This window comes from Ktedonosporobacter rubrisoli (assembly GCF_004208415.1).
Taxonomy (GTDB): Bacteria; Chloroflexota; Ktedonobacteria; order Ktedonobacterales; family Ktedonobacteraceae; genus Ktedonosporobacter; species Ktedonosporobacter rubrisoli.
The window spans coordinates 6,958,047-6,974,131 of record NZ_CP035758.1 but is presented as its reverse complement, the minus strand read 5'-3'; the positions used below and the strand labels follow the sequence as shown (position 1 = coordinate 6,974,131).

Below are 16,085 nucleotides of genomic sequence, written 5' to 3'. Positions count from 1 at the left end.
CCATGCCCAGGCTAGATCAAGCTACAACTCCTTCCGCGCCTGCGCTACAGCCCCGTGCAAAGCCTGAACGTTGGCGAGATTTAGGGCAGAGCTATGGAGCGCTGGCGGGCTGCATTTTGCTCTTTCTTTTTAACTGCCTGTTCACGCCTCACTTCCTTACCCTTGAGACGCTGGGCATCAACTTGCAGCAGATGGCCACGACGGCTATTGTGGCTACCGGTATGACGCTGGTGATCGGGACCGGGGGCATCGATCTTTCGGTGGGCTCGGTCATGGCGATAGCTGGCGCGCTGGGTCCGATTATCTTTTTGCATATGGATAATCAGCTTCTTGGCAATACGCTGGCGATCCTGCTGCCAATTCTAGCAGCCTGCGTGTGCGGAGCCTTCAATGGTTGGTTGATCACGCGCTTTGACATTCAGCCGATTATTGCCACGCTGATTTTGTTTATTGCCGGCAGAGGTATTGCCCAGGTTATGACAAATGGCATGAATCAGGAGTTTGTCAATCCGGGTTTTGAGTGGTTGGGGAAAGGCAAACTGCTGGGTTTACCCTTTCAGGCCTATGTAATGATTGTAATTGTCATGTTCTTTATGCTGGTTGTACGCCATACCACCTTTGGGCGCTATATCCTGGCTACCGGCGGCAATGCTTCGGCGGCGCGCCTGGCCGGCATCCCGGTTGCGCGCACAAAGCTCGCCACGTATATTATCGCCGGATTGCTGGCCGGACTGGCCGGTCTGATTGTGGTGGCGCTTAATGGACAATCGAATCCCAGTCAGGTTGGCTTGAACTATGAGCTTAATGCGATTGCGGCCGTGGCTGTGGGCGGGACGCCGCTTATCGGCGGGCAAGCAAAGATTGTGGGCACGTTTATCGGGGCCTTAATCATTCAGCTCATTTATACGGCGCTGGTAGGCAATAATGTTTCTGCGGATATTGCCCAGGTCATCAATGCGGCGCTTATTCTTGCCGCCGTCTACCTGCAGCGTCAGCGCAAGGCCTGAAGAAGAGAGCCCAGCTTGTAAAATGGAGGAGCTATGGCGCAGATTACTACTGACAAGGCCGGGCGTAATGCAGTTCTACGGACTCTCTTGACGCGCGGCAAGGGGCTTGTGCGCCAGCAGGGAGCCTTGCTGGCCCTGGTCCTGCTGGTCATTTTTGCCTCGTGGCGCTATAACGATTTTCTTACACCTTACAATATTTTTACCTTGCTCTCGTATAATACGATGCTGGCCCTGATTGCGTTGGGCGAGACGTTTGTGATTATGACGGGCGGGATCGATATTTCGGTTGGCTCGCTGACAGCTCTGTGTGCGGTTGTGGCAGCCCGCGTCAGCGTGTACGGCCTGTATGCCTCGCTGGCGGCTGTGGTCCTGACCGGTGCTCTGGTCGGGCTCTTCAATGGCTTGGCTATTACGCGGCTGCGCATTCCTCCCTTTATTGCTACCCTGACTATGCTGATAGGTGCGCGCGGCCTGGCCCTTCTCGTCTCTAAGGATGCTACGATCGCCGCCGACGCCAACAATGATTTTTCCATGATCTATACAGGAACCTTGCTGGGGATTCCAATCCCTATCTATATCATGTTGGCTGCGTACGCTATCGGCTCAATTGTGCTCAATTTTACGCGCTTTGGACGCCATATCCTGGCTATTGGGGGGAATGAAGAGGCGGCCCGCCTGCTGGGTCTGCCCGTGGAGCGCATTACGCTGCTGGTCTATGTGATTAGTGGTGTGCTGGCTGGCCTGGCTGGTCTCTTGCTCGCTGCGCAGACGATCTCAGGCAATCCGAATGAAGCTGTGGGCTGGGAGCTTTCGGCAATTGCTGCTGTTGTGGTGGGTGGAACGCTGCTGACCGGAGGAATGGGGACCGTTGGGGGCTCGCTGGTGGGGGCTTTATTGCTGGGCCTGATCTTTAATGTGCTGAATTTTGAAAATGGCTACGGCTTTATTAGCCTGAGCTCCTATTGGGAGACCGTGATTCGTGGCGCTTTCCTCCTGGTCGTGGTCATCCTGCAGAGTCGTTTGATCAGACGTAAGTCGACGGCATAGGGGGCCTTTGGCCAAAGGCCCCTAGTGATATTCTAGAATGGGTGACGCAGAATAAGGAAGAGCACGATCACCAGGATCAGGATAGCAGCCGTGCCCACGACAAAGTAGACAACTTTATTGCCAAGGGCCAGGCGGGCGGCGGGAACGGCTTTTCGCGCTTCCTGACGTTTCTCCAGCATGACCTGCTCTTTGCGCTCTTTGCGTTTCTTGCGCTTTTCTTGCATCTTTTGGACCTGCTGATTTTCGCTATAAGGGCCGGTGCCAAGGCGTTGCATGCGTCGGCGCATCATGCGATTATAGCTTTCAGCCTGCTGCTGGTTGGGATTATTGGTCTGTGTTACTGGTTTGGGCGCGGTTGACTTTGCCCCTGGCACGGCTGTGCCGCCAACCCGCGTCTTGTTGTTTTTTGCGCTCTCGCGTGCTTTGCGCGCAGTGGAGGACGTCGATATCTCCCCATTATTGGTAGCCTTCGATACGCTGGCCCCCTGCTTCTGCTCCGATTGATTGTCTTTCGCCATCATAGTAGCCCTTTCGTTCGAGTATCTCCTTGCCACAGTAAGCCGTAAGTTATGGCTTTTCCATCTCCTCTACAAATGTTCTTGCAATTCTGGCAGCCTCTTCTTGATCATCGGGAGAGAGCATGCCATCGATAACCAGGCTGAGTAGATGATCTTTGATGGGGCGCAGCCAGGGTCCGGGGCCACGGCCAAACAGTTTCATCAAATCATCGCCGTTGAGAGGACTTTTGAGCGGGACGCGCTCAGCCTCTTCTTGCAAGCGCTGACAGCGCTCAGCCAGCTCGGTTACTCGCGCGGCAGCACGCGCGATCTTGTCTACCCGATAGCTAGTAATATCGGCTCGTGACAGATCGAGCAGATCTGGAAGTGTATCGCCGCTATCCAGCATAAGGCGCCGCACAGCGCCATCCGTCCAATCGGATGTATAGGCGTTTGCCCGCATGTGCAGGCGGACGAGGCGCGAAACGCTATCAATAAAGTCACGATCAAAGTGCAAGCGCTTAAGAATGTCCCGTGCCATATACGCGCCGATGTCTTCGTGGCCAAAGAAGTGCACTTTATTATCTTCAACACTTTTTGTGCGAGGCTTGGCTATATCATGGAGTAGAGCCGCCCAGCGGCTGGTGAGCCGAGGTGCCGAGTTTTCGACTACGCGCAATACATGGGCATAGACATCTTTGGTTGAGGCTTTACGCGCTACCGGCTGCTGGCTGACGCCGCGCAGCTCCAGCACTTCAGGTATAATCCATTCCATCAAGCCAAGTTCCATCAGCAAATCCAGGCCTCGGGCAGGGTAGGCAGCCAGTAAGAGCTTATTCATCTCATCGCGAATGCGTTCGCGACTGATCTTTTGTAACTTGCTTGCCTGTCGTGCAATTGAGCGTTTGGTCTCCGGCTCAATCGTGAAGTTGAGCTGTGCCGCGAAACGCACAGCACGTAAAAGGCGCAATGGGTCCTCGTCAAAGCGCTTATCGGGCTCGTCGCCGACCGCGCGTAAAATATGAGCCTCAAGATCCTGCCGACCTCCAAAGAGGTCAATGATATGTCCATTAAGCGGGTCGCGCGCCAGCGCATTAATGGTGAAATCGCGCCTATGCAGATCTTCGCTAAGATCTGTACCGAAGCATACTTCGGGCTTGCGCGATTCGGGATTGTAGCGCTCGGAACGAAAGGTAGTGATCTCTATGATGTTGGTATCGTAGTGGAGACGTACTGTCCCGAAACGCTCGCCTACCAGCACAACGGCGGTGGGGTGAGTTGGAGCCACCAGGCGCTTAATCTCGTCGGGATGCGCATCGGTTGCCAGATCCGCATCGGCAGATTGCCCGCGATGGAGCAGCACATCGCGCACTGTTCCACCCACCATATAGAGTTGTTTCTGCTGTGCGCGGAAAGCCCGTGCCAGTGTAATAATGATATCAAGCATGCTAAAGTCTATACATTCATTTGGTGTACTTGTGCTGAGGGCCAGGAATGAATTAAGGAAGTAAATCATGCCTGCCAGGTGACATTTCTGATCCCCATCTTACAATGGGACTATTGTATCATGTTTGGACTATTCCTATAAAGAGGGTTTTCCGTCAAGCTTGCCAGAAAAGCCCTGGCCGCTTCGCTTTCTCCGACGATTTATGACTGATCTGTGTTGGGAAGCGAGGCGAGCCAGGTTTTAACCCGGGCACCTTGACGATGGCCATTTGCTTGGTATTCGTTAAGGCACTCCTGTCCCAGGCGCCGAGCCTCGGAGAAATTTTCTTGTAGCGCGGCAAGGCGTGCCAGGGTGTATTTGCCCTGTAAAGCGAATTCTCGATTGCCTTCAGGCACATAGGACAACGCTTTATGGGCGGTCTCGGTTGCCACAGCAAGGTCGTTTCTACCTATGTGTATTTCGCTCCATTCAAACGTTAAGGCACATAGATACCATGAATTGCTTAATTTGTCGATTGCCGTCAGGCCTTCACGGTAATACTGCTCGGCCTGCGCGTAATTGCCAACTTTTCTCGCTGTGCCGATGAGATTGATCAAGGCCAAGGCGATCATTTCATGATATTGTAGCCTGTAGGCCAGCTCTAATCCCTCTTGTAAATAGGTGTTGGCTTTGTCTAGATTACCGCTGCCGCAGGCATTTGCTCCCAGGCAGACCAGTATCCAGCACATAAGAGAGTGCAGGCCGAGTTGCTGGGCCAGCTCAAAGGCTTCTTGCTCGTATTGCGCGGCCTGCGCGAAGTCTCCTATCTCAAAGCCTACCTTGCCCAGGGTAGTGAGCAGAACAATCATGGGCTCACGTAAGCCCAGGCGGCGGGCCAGGCTTAAGCCTTCGCGTAAATAGTCGTTTGCGCGTCTATAATCCCCTCGATCGCAAGCGTATCTGCCAAGGGGAGCCAGGGTCAGACACATGAGCTCATAATGCTCGCTACGCCGGGCTAATTCTAAGCCTTCCTGGTAGTATGCCATAGCCTGAGTATTCTGTCCACTGCGCCGCATGGCTTCTCCGAGCTCATAGAGCAATTCGCTGATCTGCAGCATGTTTTTCTGCTGTCTGGCCAGGCCTAAGCCCTGCTGTAGATAGTGCTCGGCTCGTTCATATTCGCTCAGCCAGACGTTGACCTCGCCAAGATGTTGCAGCGTGGTGGCGATCTCTGCCGCGTTCCCCAATTGTTGAGCCGCTACATATGCCTTGAGTAGGTATTGCTCGGCTAAAGTATAGAGCGCGCGAGCCAGCCAGAAGTGCGTAAATGCGTTGGCCCCGCCTACCAGCTCAGCTTGCATGCCGCGCTCGCTGGCCAGGCGCAGCGCCTCCAGAATATTGCTGCTCTCTTCTTCCATGAGGGCGATATTTTTTGCCTGTTTTTCAACGTAATCGGCATAATAGCTAACAAAACGCTGATAGGGCTCATCATCCTGTAAATTGAGCCTGGCGTAGTCAGAGATAGTCTGATGGAGCGTGTAGCGGTTCGGGCCACGGCTCTCTAGTAGCCCGGCGTCAGTTAAGCTGTCGAGAACGTCATGGGGAAGGTTGGTAACGGCTACTGCGGCTTCCTCACAGAAGGTGTTGGGTTTGGCCGGAAAGACTGCCAGGGCGCGTAAGGCTTGCCGAGCCTGCTCATCGAGTAGCTGGTCGCTTACGGCAATAACTGATTGAAGCGAAAGCTTCTCGCCCTGTTCAAGGCTTGGATGCCGCTCGACTAAGGCATAGGGCTCACTGAGCTGCAGGCGTTCCTGCACATTAAGTAAGCGCTGGACTGCGCCGCGAATGCGGCGTGGTTGCTGGCTATAGGCCTGCGCGCGTAGATATTTGCCCATCAAGGTAAGGGCCAGGGGCAGACCACCCACGGAATGGATGAGATCGCGCATGACTTCGGTTTCGAGTATATCGATGCCAGGCGCAAGCTTTTTTAACAGCTCGATACCATCGTCTTCATCTAGCTCTTCGACAAGGGTTGCACCATCGCTGGTAAAGCCCAGGGCCAGCGTAGGGAAGCGCGTCGTCAGGATGAAGGCGCAGTGCGGACCACCAACTTTGAAGGCCAGGGCATCTTCAAGGTCCCAGGCGTCATCGATGACAAGGAGCATGCGGCGCATGCCTATGGCGGCACGAATGGCTTCGGCCAGGTCATGGGCGCAACTCTTGTTTACCATCTCAGATGTGGCGATGCCCAGCAACGCTCCCCAGCGGCTGAGCTGCCCAAGAACGTTAGGCCGTGGTCCCAGTGCAGCCCAGAGCAGACCATCGCAAAAATGGGTCCGTACACTGGGATCGTGGGCCAGTTGCACAGCCAGCGCGGTTTTACCGACACCTGGCAGTCCATTGAGTGCTGTCAATGTTATGCTCCCGCCGCCGCAAAGGCGCTCTCTTAATTGCTCTAACAGATGATCCCGGCCGACGAGCCCTACACTGATGCTGGAAGGTAGAGGAATAGCAGGATCATAGAGTGGCAGGGAGAGTGGGGTGGCTAGCGCGTGGTGGCTAGAGGTGGGGTCTACTGCCGGCTCTGCCGGCTCAGCGCTATCTTCCTGGACCAGGCCCAGTTCCTCGGCATTTTTGCCAAAAAGTAGACAAAGTTTCTCGCGAAAATGTGGATAGGGAAAGGAAAGGCTACGCTCCCAGCGGCTTACCGTCGCCGGATCGGTCCCAACTTCTTCGGCTACTTTGGCCTGCGACCACCCGCGCAGTTCGCGTTCACGCCTTAATCGCAGATTTAGCTTCATATTTTTCTCTTTAACTGCGAACGCTTGCTAACAGATACCAAAGATACAAATTTCCTTATATAATAGACAGGTATCCCGAAGGATGCTTATTTGATAAAAGTGGCAAAGTTGTTATCTAGTTGTCGTGTACTCGTCATTGTAACAGATAAAGATTTGCTTGCATACTTAATAGGGATCAAATAGTTAAAAAGGTATATACCACCAGGAGCAGCCGGCGTATGAGCAAGCTAGTCATGGTTATAGATGATTCTCCTACGGTCCGAAAAATTGTAGAAGTTAGCCTGAAACGGGCTGGATTTAATGTAGTTTCTTATCCGGATGGGATCGAGGCTTTACGGGCGGTGACCACGCACGAGCTACAGCAAGTTCCCGATTTGATATTTCTCGATATCGACCTTCCCAAGATGAATGGGTACGCCATTGCACGTTATTTACGCTCAAAGACTCCCTGGAACAAGGCTATCATTGTGATGCTGACCCGCCATAGCGGTATCATTGATCGCCTCAAAGGCCGCCTGTCTGGCGCCCAGGCTTATCTGACAAAGCCATTTACAACCAAGACTATTCTTGATGTGGTAAATGCGAATTTGAACCGTTCGGCCATGGCGGCATACTGAGGAGTTGCGGAAGGTGCAGAAAGCAAAAAGAAGCCCGAGAAGCAATCTTTCTCGGGCTTCCTGGTGACATTGCCCCACCACATAACATCCACATGTATTGCCCCAAATTAGTTCCAGGCGCTCCCCCTTATATGGGCCCGGATGAATAAGGACATCCTTAAGGGAGAATGCAGGCGTGCAGGCCTACATGCCCATAAAAGCACTTCCACCGCACATCCTCTCATGCTGCACCATGCAATCCAATTATCAGATGGTAGTAGTTAAACTACTACACATTTGGCCCCTCACACCGACCAGAGCCAGAAGCCAGTGTTCCCGGTGCCGTCATCCAGCCAGCTGAATAATTACTTCTACCCTGACAGAACCGCCGACATCTACAACCATTGCCTGTCCACCCCCCACAAGTCCCTGGCTTTGCGCTACGGAGCCTTACCGAATGCTTCTCCCCTCGCAAAGACGAGTCCTTTCCCCCTTCACCTTCCCGCCTCCTGTACCTCGTCTTTGCCTGTGCCTCCCTCTCACTTCCCCGCCCCGGGGTTTTCTTTTCCGTTCGGTTACACAGATACTATACCATGCAGCGATGACGATCACATGAAATGTGCCCGCGCTAGAATGAATTAATTTTCATATTTGGAGAGTGATATAGCGAAATGTTTCATTACAGTGTTTTCATCTTTTGCCAATCCTGTTTAAACTTTTCTACAGCCTGCTCGCTCTGAGGGTTGCGCACCATCTCCAGGAGAACGGAGGGCGCGGCGGTCAAATCGTGCGCACCTGCCAGGAGGGCCTCTGAGGTTTCGATCGATGATTTCAAACTGGCAGCCAGGACGCGGGTAGGAAGTTGCTGCTTTTCTAGTAAACTGACCATATCTGTGATGCGCTCGCGGGCGTCAACGCCGGCACTGGTTAAGCGATTATAGTAGGGAATCACATAATCTGCCTGGGCCATGGTTGCGCAATAGACCTGGGCGACTGTGGTAATTGCTGTAAAGGCTATGCGGTGCCTGGCGCTTTTTAGTTGGAGCGCTATGCGCATGCCGGTCTGGGTCATAGGGATCTTGGGGATTACGCGTTCGGGGGCAAGCTCGATATAGGAGAGGGCTTCCTTGACGGCTTCTTCCTCTTCTGTCTCGCCCGGCTGGATGAAGATAGTTCCCTCTATACGTGCTAGCAGTTCTTGTAAGAGTTGTCGTGGGCTAAGCTTCTGGCCGCGCTGGCAGGCGTTCAGCATCAAGCTTGGATTGGTGGTAACGCCGGCTACTGGTATGGTTTTGCACACTTGCGTGATATCATCAAGATAAGCGCAATCAATATAGAGGGCCATACTATGATACTCCCATCTTGTCTTTTATGTGATACAGTACAACTTTCAGCTGAGGATCGCGTGCTTGTGCTGAATTCGGCTGCCGATCCCTTTGTTTCCTATGTCGCGAAACAGCCAGGTGCAAGCCTGGTCCTGGCCGAGGACAACCTGGCTAACGCTACGGCTGTCATGGCCGCACACCCACGGGCTCGCATGAGCCATTGTGCGTTTCACGACTATATCTTACACCATCCACCAGCGACGCTGGATGTAGCTGTCATGAATCTACTCTATCAGCCGAGCAATGCCTGGATGCATTATGCTCTGGAGGTGGCGGCCTATGCGCTCAAGCCTGGCGGCCATCTCTATATAACGGGTTCCAAGGATCGCGGTATTCTTTCCTTCGCCAAACGGATGCAGGATGCATTCGGGCCTGTTGAGACGCTCTTGATCAGTAAGGGGCAGCGCGTTCTGCGTGCCCGCAAGGCCGCAACAACTGCGCCGCCGGAACTGCCAGGACGTGAGCTCAAAGTTTTTGCCTCCAATCAGCTAGACGAGGGGACGCGTTTATTGCTTGAGGCCTTAGAGGTGCGTGAGACTGATGAGGCGTTGGATATTGGCTGCGGTGGAGGCTTTATAGGTTTGCATATTGCTCGCCAGGCGATCCAGGGACAGGTGACGATGGTTGATGTCAGTCTGGCTGCGGTTGCCGCTAGCCAGCGGGCAATAGCGCAAAGTGGCTTGCCAAATATTCGGGCTCTGCCCAGCGATGGGGCTCGGGCTGTTCTGGAGCAGCGCTTTGACCTTGTGGCGACGAATCCCCCGTTCCATCAAGGGGGCATCCAGACGAAGGATATTGCTGAGCGCTTTATACGCGAGGCGGCGCAGGTGTTGCGCCCCCAGGGACGTTTCTATCTGGTAGCTAATCGCTTCCTGAAGTATGAGCCGGTGCTGGCCACGTGCTTCAAAACACTTGAGGAGGTTGGTGGTAATACGCGCTATAAGGTGCTGCTGGCTCGCATGCGTTAAAGCTCACGCACGTTTCGCTTCAGATCGGCTTGAGAGATGACGAAAGTGGAAGATCCAGGGGCGTCGCGGTCGAACGAATCGCCTTTGTGGAGAAGTATAGGATGATCCCATGTTAAGAAATTGCCAGGGAAAAGTTGTCAGGGCGGGACATGCTGTACCGGAAAGTAGTATTGCCCACTGGCATTACTACCTTCCCGGCGGCCAGCAAGGATGAGCCCTTGGAGCTCGCTAATCCCTGAGTTTTCAGGGATAATCTATTTTTGAACTAACTGTTAAAGTTTTTGCTGAACGTGCAGCATCGGCAATATCTGGTTTCCCAGGGCTTTTTCACAGCTCCGGCATATATAAAACCCTTCGTCGCGGTAGCGAAGATCGCTGACAGGAAAATGTAGGTAACAAATTCCACAGCGTGTTGAGTCAGGCTGGCTCGCCATCTGTCGATCCTGTTCGAAGAGTTCGCGCAGCGATTCGATCATCTGCTCGAACTGATACGAGCCCGCATAGCCCCGCTCCGTACTGGTTGATCCCAACAGAGGTAGCGCGCCTGTCATGTTGTTGGCACGCACATCTCGACGATTGACAAACGTATTACCGTTGCTTGAAGCCCCGCCACCAGAACCAGGTGTATAGTGATTGCTCAAAGCAACATTCTCCGCAGTACTAGATAAGCTAGAGATAAATGCTTCATTTATTATAGCATGCTCCAGGGCTACTTGTCACTGAGCTTGATTGTTGTTCAATGGCTTTCCTTTTCTCGTTTTTCCCTACCTGAGAGCGGCGAGACGCAAAGGGAAACGTTGGAGCGCGCCACAATACCTGCCCTCAAGTTAAGGAGCATCGCGAGCGAATGAGCCCTTGACAATCCCATTGTGGAGAACTGGAAACCCCTGGCTGCAGTGTGCAAAGATCGGGTTTGTCCAAGCGAGGCCGGAAAATCTGCCAGGCACACAAGAATGCAGCTGGCAGCGTCTCTTTCAAGCTTGTGATTTGGGTGGGGCTACCCGGCGCGTAAGTCTGACCAGAAGTCGAGCTGATGTTCGGCAGCCAGATCAATGCCCCGTATTCCACCCGCTTTAGCTGTCGTCAGCGCTTGCACATACGGTACGGCTTTGCCTGGATCAAAGAAAGGCCAGGCGGGGAGATCTGAGCTATTTGGATTGCCTGTACGGGCAAAGTTTGTCCAATAGCGGATCATCTGCTCTGATAATCGCTGCTGCTCGGGCGCCAGTTGCGCAGGCTGGTCGAAGAAATCTAACAGGTAATTGAGCTCTGCGGCGTGGTAGGCTCCCGGCGGAACATCTGGTAAGAACGAGGCAATATGGGGAGCCTGACGATCAGCGAACTCGTAGACGTAAAGCGGCACTTGCTCAGCAAGCGCTCGATTCTGTTGCCAGTTGCCAAGAGCCCATACGCCATCGCTGATAACGCTTGCCCAGGCTAAACCTGGCGATTCGTAGTCGCTGAGCGGATAGCGCTCGCGGATTTCTGGGGCGGCCTCGCCAAAGGACTCTGTAAGTAGTGCTGCGTAGCGTTCAGCCGTGATTGATTGTAGGGGCCGACCCTGAAAATCATAGCCGACTCCTACAAAGTAGCGAGCCTCGTCGCGTGTGCCTCCTGCCATCACCGTCATTTGCTGAAAATGTCCGCTTCGTAAGGCCTGGGCTGGATTTTCTGGCTGAACTGCATTGCCAAAGACTGGACAGGAGAAGGCTGCTGTGGCCGGTATCAGGCTGGTGGCAGGCAGGCTGCGCAGGATCTTCAGAGCTGTAGTGGGATCGGTTTTAGCCGGATCAAGCCAGCCTTCACTCTCAACTATGTATTGGCCCAGGGCTTCCACTTCAGCGCGCGAACGCCACAGGCTGGGAAGGGCCGGGGCGCCTTCGGTAAAGGCGTTGCGCGGAAAGTTAGCGGCTGCCGGATCGCTCTGTATTATGGCGCGCTGGAATAAGCCGACAGCTGTTGGTGAGCTCAATTGCATGGTTGTGCAGAGCCCGCCATAGGATTGGCCAAACAGGGTTACGTTCTGCGGATCGCCGCCAAAGGCCGCTATATTGCGCTGCACCCAGCGTAAGGCGGCCTGCTGATCTTCGAGGCCAAAGCCGCCGGCCCCTTGCAGTCCTGGATAACCGAAAAAGCCAAAGATGCCCAGCCGATAGTTGAGGGTCACGACCACGACATCGCCGATGAGGGCCAGCCGATGGGCGTCAAAAGGGCTGCCCGCGCCAACGGGTCCTCCGCCATGCAGCCAGACCATGACGGGCTTTAGCTGTCCCACGCTTGCCGCGTGAGGCGTGGTCACGTTGAGAAACAGGCAATCTTCAGTCCCTCCGCCGGGCGTATTGGCCAGCCCGCTCTGAGGTTGGGGACACCAGTTGCCGGGTTTTGTGGCGTTGCGTGGTTCCGACCATGGTTCTGGCGGCTGCGGCGACTTCCAGCGCAGTTCGCCCACTGGAGGCGCAGCGTATGGAATGCCCTGGAAGAGCCGGTACTCTTCGTATACCGTGCCGAGAATGGGGCCGGCGTCAGTCTGTACGAGTGCGCTAAAATCTTTGCTCTGCTTTCTTGCTACCATGATTGATTTATCCTTTTGTATTAAGCTAAGTGCAGTCTTCACGAGGAAACGATGGTTAGGCTATGCTTGCTCTTGTAAGTGCTCGGCTTTATGCTTCTTGCCTATTTCTACTGTTTCCCTGGGAACTCTAGTTTACTAGTTCAAGCATGTGCTGAAAGTATAGCCAGGCTGAGATGCAAGAACATCCTGCAAAGGGGTGGCTCAAGGGGTAGTTATGAGTGGAGGTACTCAGCAGAGCTTGAGCTGATGCGCAACTTCGCTGGCCTGCAGGCGGTTTCTCACTCCCAGCTTGCGATAGAGGTGTTTCATATGATCCTTGACTGTGTTAACCGAGACAACCAGCTCGTTGGCAATCTCCTGATTCGTGTATCCTGTGGTGAGCAGCCGCAGCACGCGCTGTTCCTGCAGAGAAAGGGGCTCGAATAAGATGCCATCTCCCGAGGCTGTGCCGAGATCTGAGCCCTCAGCAGCTCTAGCAAAGGCGCGCAGGATTGTGCGCGCATACGACCGCAGCTCTTTATCCTGTAGCGCTGGTACAAGCTGGTGCAGGACACGCATCAAGGGCAATCCTGCGGAGAGAAAGAGGCGAAGGAAGCCTTCATCCCTTGTCTGCACAAGTAGTTGTTGTAGCTGTTGCTGAGCCTGACGGTCCTGTTTACAGGCAGTGTGCGTCAGGGTGAGTAAGACCTGTATTTCCAGGGCATTGTGCATCAAATGGCGCTCCTGGGCAAGAGGGAGGAGCGCCTCAAGCTGACGGCATGCCGCGTTTGTCTGTCCTTGGATCAACAGGAGGCGCGCTTGCAAGATATGTAATATCATCTGTTGCATAAAGTTTAGCGTCTGGCCAGCGCGCTGCTGTAGTTCCAGGCTGTGCTCGGCAGCTTGAAGATTGCCTGTAGCCAGGTGGAAGCTAATTGAAAGATTTACAACGTCAGGCAATAGTTGCCAGGTCAGTGGTGTTGAGCTTGTTTGCAGGCGCGCCATAAGTGTTGCAAGCTGCTTTTGAGCGGAAATTGTGCGTCCCCGCGCCTGCTCAATGAGCGCAAGCAGAATTACCGCGCGGTTGTTGAGCTCGTGCAAGCTGTCGTTTACGAGCTCCAGAACCTGGCGGGCCTGCTGTTCGGCTTCATCCAGTTCGTTCCATTCAAGGGCGAGATGGGAGAGGCCAAGCAAGGCCTGCCCTTTTTCTTCCCGGCTTACAGCGGCGGCCAGGCTCTGGCGATAGTATCCCTCAGCCAGGTGGAGTTGGCCCTGGACAAAGCTGCTCAGTCCCAATAAAGGGAGCAAGAGATGCGCCAGGTGCGGATCAGCGGCTTCCTGACTTTCTGTGTGGGCTTCCAGGAGGCTCTGGCGCGCCTCGTCAAAACGCCCTTCATACATGTGCCCTATGCCAACAATGAAGAGACAGGCGCTCCGCCATTCCTTTCTGCGACGATCTGTGTCTTCGTCGGGAAGCAGATCAAGCGCCTGCTGAGCGTACTTTACGGCTTGCGACAACGGCTCTTGTTGCCAGGCATTCATGGCCCGAAATGCGCTGATTGCTCCAGGCCAGGATAGCTTATGCTGACGCTTCCAGGCTTCCTCAGCCATCTGCAGAAGTGCTTCGACGCGCCCTCGGGTTGTCTGGGAGGGTGAACCTATTTGAAATCGTAACGTAAGTGCCGTGAGCAGGCAGAGGCGTGGATGTGTGCTAAGAACTACCTCTGGCATCTGTGAGAGCCAGCGCTGTAGCCTTTGTGCTTCATAGGCCTGGCCGTTGCCGTCTGTCCGCTCAATCAACGAGGCCGCTCGCTCCATATCTTGAGCCTGGATGGCTGCCTCAATAGCATCCTGGAGCAAGGCTTGCTGTTCATACCAATAGCTTGCTCCTAGCGCGAACTGACGCAGCTCATGACTAGCGAGGCGCAAAGGGGCTTCATGGCGTAACGCTTCTCTTAAAAAGGCTTGATAACGAAACCATGTTCCCGTTTCGTCTAGCACTTCGTGCAAAAGACCGCATCTTTTCGTAGCCTCAAAAAGCTCGCAGTTCTGCGCGCTGCCTGGCAAACTTGCGCAGAGGGAACGGGTCAGGCGACTGCACACGCTTGTGCGTAGGAGAAAGTGTTGAAGCGCTTCCGGCTGTAGATCCAGGATCTCTGTGACGCAGTAGTCAAGCAATAGCTGATAGAGAGTGGAAGAACTGGCCTGGTTGTGCAAGCTGGAAAGCGCCTGCTCAACTTCCTGGGCGCTGCGCTTCTCGGCAAGGCCAGTACTCAGCAGACGTAGGCCAGCTGGCCAACCTTCTATAAATGTATCGAGCTGAGCCAGGGCTGAAGCGGAGAGCGGGAAGGCCAGAATCTGGCGCAGAAAGCTATCTGTCTCCTCTATTGAGAAGCGTAAGGCCGCTGTATGCAATTCGAGTAGCGTGCCCTCGGCGCGCCAGCGTAGCAACGGTAGACTGGCTGGCTCGGTGCGTGAGAGCAGCACTACGCGTAGCGTTGTCGGCAGGTGCTCAATGAAAAAGGTAAGTGTTCGGTGGATCGCTGGCTCAGCGATGAGGTGATAATTGTCGAGGATAAGGAGCCTATCCGCCTGGCACCGGGCCAGCTCATTGAGCAGGAGCGTAATTACAGTTTCCAATTCTACAATTTCAATCTGCGGCTTTGTAGCCAGTGAACGGAGCGCCCAGGCCGCCTGCTCAATGAGCTGGGCAGTAATAAGCATGTGCCAGAAGCGGCGCGGGTCATTGTCTGTGGCTGCGAGCGAGATCCAGGCAATCTGAGGGGCTGTTGGCCGAGCGCTAATTTGAGTGATCCACTGGTTTACGAGGGTGGTTTTGCCAAAGCCCGCCGGGGTCTGCAGTAGGGTGAGCGGGTGCGAGAGGCCCATATCTAGCCGGGTAAGCAGGTGAGGACGTTCGATCTGCGCAGCTGGTAGGCTGGGAGGAGAAAGCCTTGAGGCTATTAATGGCTGTTGCCAGGCTGAGGACGTTGGCGAAGCGCAGGATGTGGAAGAAGAAATAGGTGCCATCTTGGACGAAACGGGCTCCAGGTTTGCAGAGGTATGAGATGCCGAGGTAGGCCCGTTGGCGAGAAGGAGGGCAATCTCCTCTAAGCGGGCAAGGGAGAGATCTGCGCTTGTGCCAAGGTAGCGTTTACTTGTGCGTCCGTGCAGGAAGCGATAGCCATACCAGTAACTATGGCCCCGCTGCTCTTCCTTGCGTGCCGTACAATATGCTCCTGTCCGGCTGCGAAAGGCAAAGGAACTGATTTCTTCAAGCCAGGCAAACCAGGCCTGACTATCAGGCGTGAGCTCAATTGGTTCGCTTGCCCGACTGTTCTGGATCTCATATCCGTTGATTTCTTGCGACCAGAAGACACTGTATGTGGCGCGCCTGGGCATCTACCTCCCTCATCTGGCAAATTCAAGTCAAGATATTACCTGGCATCCCTTTTGCTGAGAGAGTATATCACATATATCCATATTAGGTAATAAAAAGATCTGGCTATTGCTGTACTATGTTCCATTTTATGTGATCGAGCTCGGTGCTGCTATTGCCTCTTTAGAGGCAGGAAAATATTACTTATCGGGGTCAAATTCTATGAGGTCGCATGGGGAAACCTTCAGCGCTTTGGCAAGCTTGTCAAGCGTTAGCGTTGACACTCCCTTGTATGGATCACGAAAGATGCGTTTAATGGTCATAAAGTGAATGTCAGATGTGCGTGAAAGTGAAGATTGGTTAAAGCCCTGCGCTTCAGCGATTTCCTTAACCCGTAATCTTATCATAACACCGCCCTATTCTGCTTG

At 54.1% G+C, this 16,085-nt stretch carries 12 protein-coding genes; 4 read left to right on the top strand and 8 right to left on the bottom strand.

Annotated features, from left to right (window positions below; translation table 11 throughout):
- The first annotated feature begins 2 nt into the window (after window positions 1-2).
- Entirely contained in the window at window positions 3-1,007 is a 1,005-nt protein-coding gene (locus tag EPA93_RS30275) for an ABC transporter permease (RefSeq protein ID WP_129891106.1), read from the top strand.
- Between the two features lie 33 nt (window positions 1,008-1,040).
- Window positions 1,041-2,054 carry an ABC transporter permease gene (locus EPA93_RS30270; RefSeq protein ID WP_129891105.1) on the top strand — a complete coding sequence of 338 codons (1,014 nt, stop codon included), beginning with the start codon at window positions 1,041-1,043 and terminating at the stop codon, window positions 2,052-2,054.
- 32 nt (window positions 2,055-2,086) lie between these two features.
- Here the strand turns inward: EPA93_RS30270 and EPA93_RS30265 are convergent, their stop codons facing one another.
- The 3 genes from EPA93_RS30265 to EPA93_RS30255 all read right to left on the bottom strand — a co-directional run bounded on the left by EPA93_RS30265 (window position 2,087) and on the right by EPA93_RS30255 (window position 6,778).
- A complete protein-coding gene (locus EPA93_RS30265) occupies window positions 2,087-2,575 on the bottom strand; it encodes a hypothetical protein (protein ID WP_129891104.1) in 489 nt (162 codons plus the stop codon).
- Window positions 2,576-2,621: 46 nt separating this feature from the next.
- Window positions 2,622-3,998 carry a CCA tRNA nucleotidyltransferase gene (locus tag EPA93_RS30260; protein WP_129891103.1) on the bottom strand — a complete coding sequence of 459 codons (1,377 nt, stop codon included), beginning with the start codon at window positions 3,996-3,998 and terminating at the stop codon, window positions 2,622-2,624.
- Between the two features lie 200 nt (window positions 3,999-4,198).
- Window positions 4,199-6,778, bottom strand: coding sequence for an NB-ARC domain-containing protein (locus EPA93_RS30255; RefSeq protein ID WP_129891102.1), 2,580 nt, complete (start codon window positions 6,776-6,778; stop codon window positions 4,199-4,201).
- Window positions 6,779-6,996: 218 nt separating this feature from the next.
- Between EPA93_RS30255 and EPA93_RS30250 the strand changes: the two genes are divergently transcribed.
- On the top strand, window positions 6,997-7,395 hold the full coding sequence (locus EPA93_RS30250) for a response regulator (protein WP_129891101.1): 399 nt from the start codon (window positions 6,997-6,999) through the stop codon (window positions 7,393-7,395).
- A 658-nt stretch (window positions 7,396-8,053) separates the two neighbouring features.
- On the opposite strand, the gene EPA93_RS30245 is transcribed toward EPA93_RS30250, so the two are convergent.
- The gene (locus tag EPA93_RS30245; RefSeq protein ID WP_129891100.1) at window positions 8,054-8,719 is read right to left on the bottom strand and encodes a transaldolase family protein; all 666 of its coding nucleotides are present in this window, start codon (window positions 8,717-8,719) and stop codon (window positions 8,054-8,056) included.
- A gap of 3 nt (window positions 8,720-8,722) precedes the next feature.
- Here EPA93_RS30245 and EPA93_RS30240 point away from each other — a divergent pair, with 3 nt between their 5' ends.
- The gene (locus tag EPA93_RS30240) at window positions 8,723-9,727 is read left to right on the top strand and encodes a methyltransferase (protein WP_129891099.1); all 1,005 of its coding nucleotides are present in this window, start codon (window positions 8,723-8,725) and stop codon (window positions 9,725-9,727) included.
- A gap of 272 nt (window positions 9,728-9,999) precedes the next feature.
- Here the strand turns inward: EPA93_RS30240 and EPA93_RS30235 are convergent, their stop codons facing one another.
- The 4 genes from EPA93_RS30235 to EPA93_RS30220 form a co-directional block, all read right to left on the bottom strand.
- On the bottom strand, window positions 10,000-10,368 hold the full coding sequence (locus EPA93_RS30235; RefSeq protein WP_129891098.1) for an RING finger protein: 369 nt from the start codon (window positions 10,366-10,368) through the stop codon (window positions 10,000-10,002).
- 356 nt (window positions 10,369-10,724) lie between these two features.
- The gene (locus tag EPA93_RS30230; RefSeq protein WP_129891097.1) at window positions 10,725-12,299 is read right to left on the bottom strand and encodes a carboxylesterase/lipase family protein; all 1,575 of its coding nucleotides are present in this window, start codon (window positions 12,297-12,299) and stop codon (window positions 10,725-10,727) included.
- Between the two features lie 228 nt (window positions 12,300-12,527).
- Window positions 12,528-15,680 carry a winged helix-turn-helix domain-containing protein gene (locus EPA93_RS30225; protein WP_129891096.1) on the bottom strand — a complete coding sequence of 1,051 codons (3,153 nt, stop codon included), beginning with the start codon at window positions 15,678-15,680 and terminating at the stop codon, window positions 12,528-12,530.
- A 177-nt stretch (window positions 15,681-15,857) separates the two neighbouring features.
- Window positions 15,858-16,064, bottom strand: a complete 207-nt coding sequence (locus EPA93_RS30220) for a helix-turn-helix domain-containing protein (RefSeq protein ID WP_129891095.1) — start codon at window positions 16,062-16,064, stop codon at window positions 15,858-15,860.
- Between the last annotated feature and the right edge of the window lie 21 nt (window positions 16,065-16,085).

Bases quoted from the DNA above. Each gene is read 5' to 3' on its own strand.
- EPA93_RS30265 (WP_129891104.1), bottom strand. From the start codon at position 2,575: ATGATGGCGAAAGACAATCAATCGGAGCAGAAGCAGGGGGCCAGCGTA.
- EPA93_RS30245 (WP_129891100.1), bottom strand. From the start codon at position 8,719: ATGGCCCTCTATATTGATTGCGCTTATCTTGATGATATCACGCAAGTG.
- EPA93_RS30250 (WP_129891101.1), top strand. From the start codon at position 6,997: ATGAGCAAGCTAGTCATGGTTATAGATGATTCTCCTACGGTCCGAAAA.
- EPA93_RS30230 (WP_129891097.1), bottom strand. From the start codon at position 12,299: ATGGTAGCAAGAAAGCAGAGCAAAGATTTTAGCGCACTCGTACAGACT.
- EPA93_RS30225 (WP_129891096.1), bottom strand. From the start codon at position 15,680: ATGCCCAGGCGCGCCACATACAGTGTCTTCTGGTCGCAAGAAATCAAC.
- EPA93_RS30255 (WP_129891102.1), bottom strand. From the start codon at position 6,778: ATGAAGCTAAATCTGCGATTAAGGCGTGAACGCGAACTGCGCGGGTGG.
- EPA93_RS30220 (WP_129891095.1), bottom strand. From the start codon at position 16,064: ATGATAAGATTACGGGTTAAGGAAATCGCTGAAGCGCAGGGCTTTAAC.
- EPA93_RS30270 (WP_129891105.1), top strand. From the start codon at position 1,041: ATGGCGCAGATTACTACTGACAAGGCCGGGCGTAATGCAGTTCTACGG.
- EPA93_RS30260 (WP_129891103.1), bottom strand. From the start codon at position 3,998: ATGCTTGATATCATTATTACACTGGCACGGGCTTTCCGCGCACAGCAG.
- EPA93_RS30240 (WP_129891099.1), top strand. From the start codon at position 8,723: ATGATACTCCCATCTTGTCTTTTATGTGATACAGTACAACTTTCAGCT.
- EPA93_RS30275 (WP_129891106.1), top strand. From the start codon at position 3: ATGCCCAGGCTAGATCAAGCTACAACTCCTTCCGCGCCTGCGCTACAG.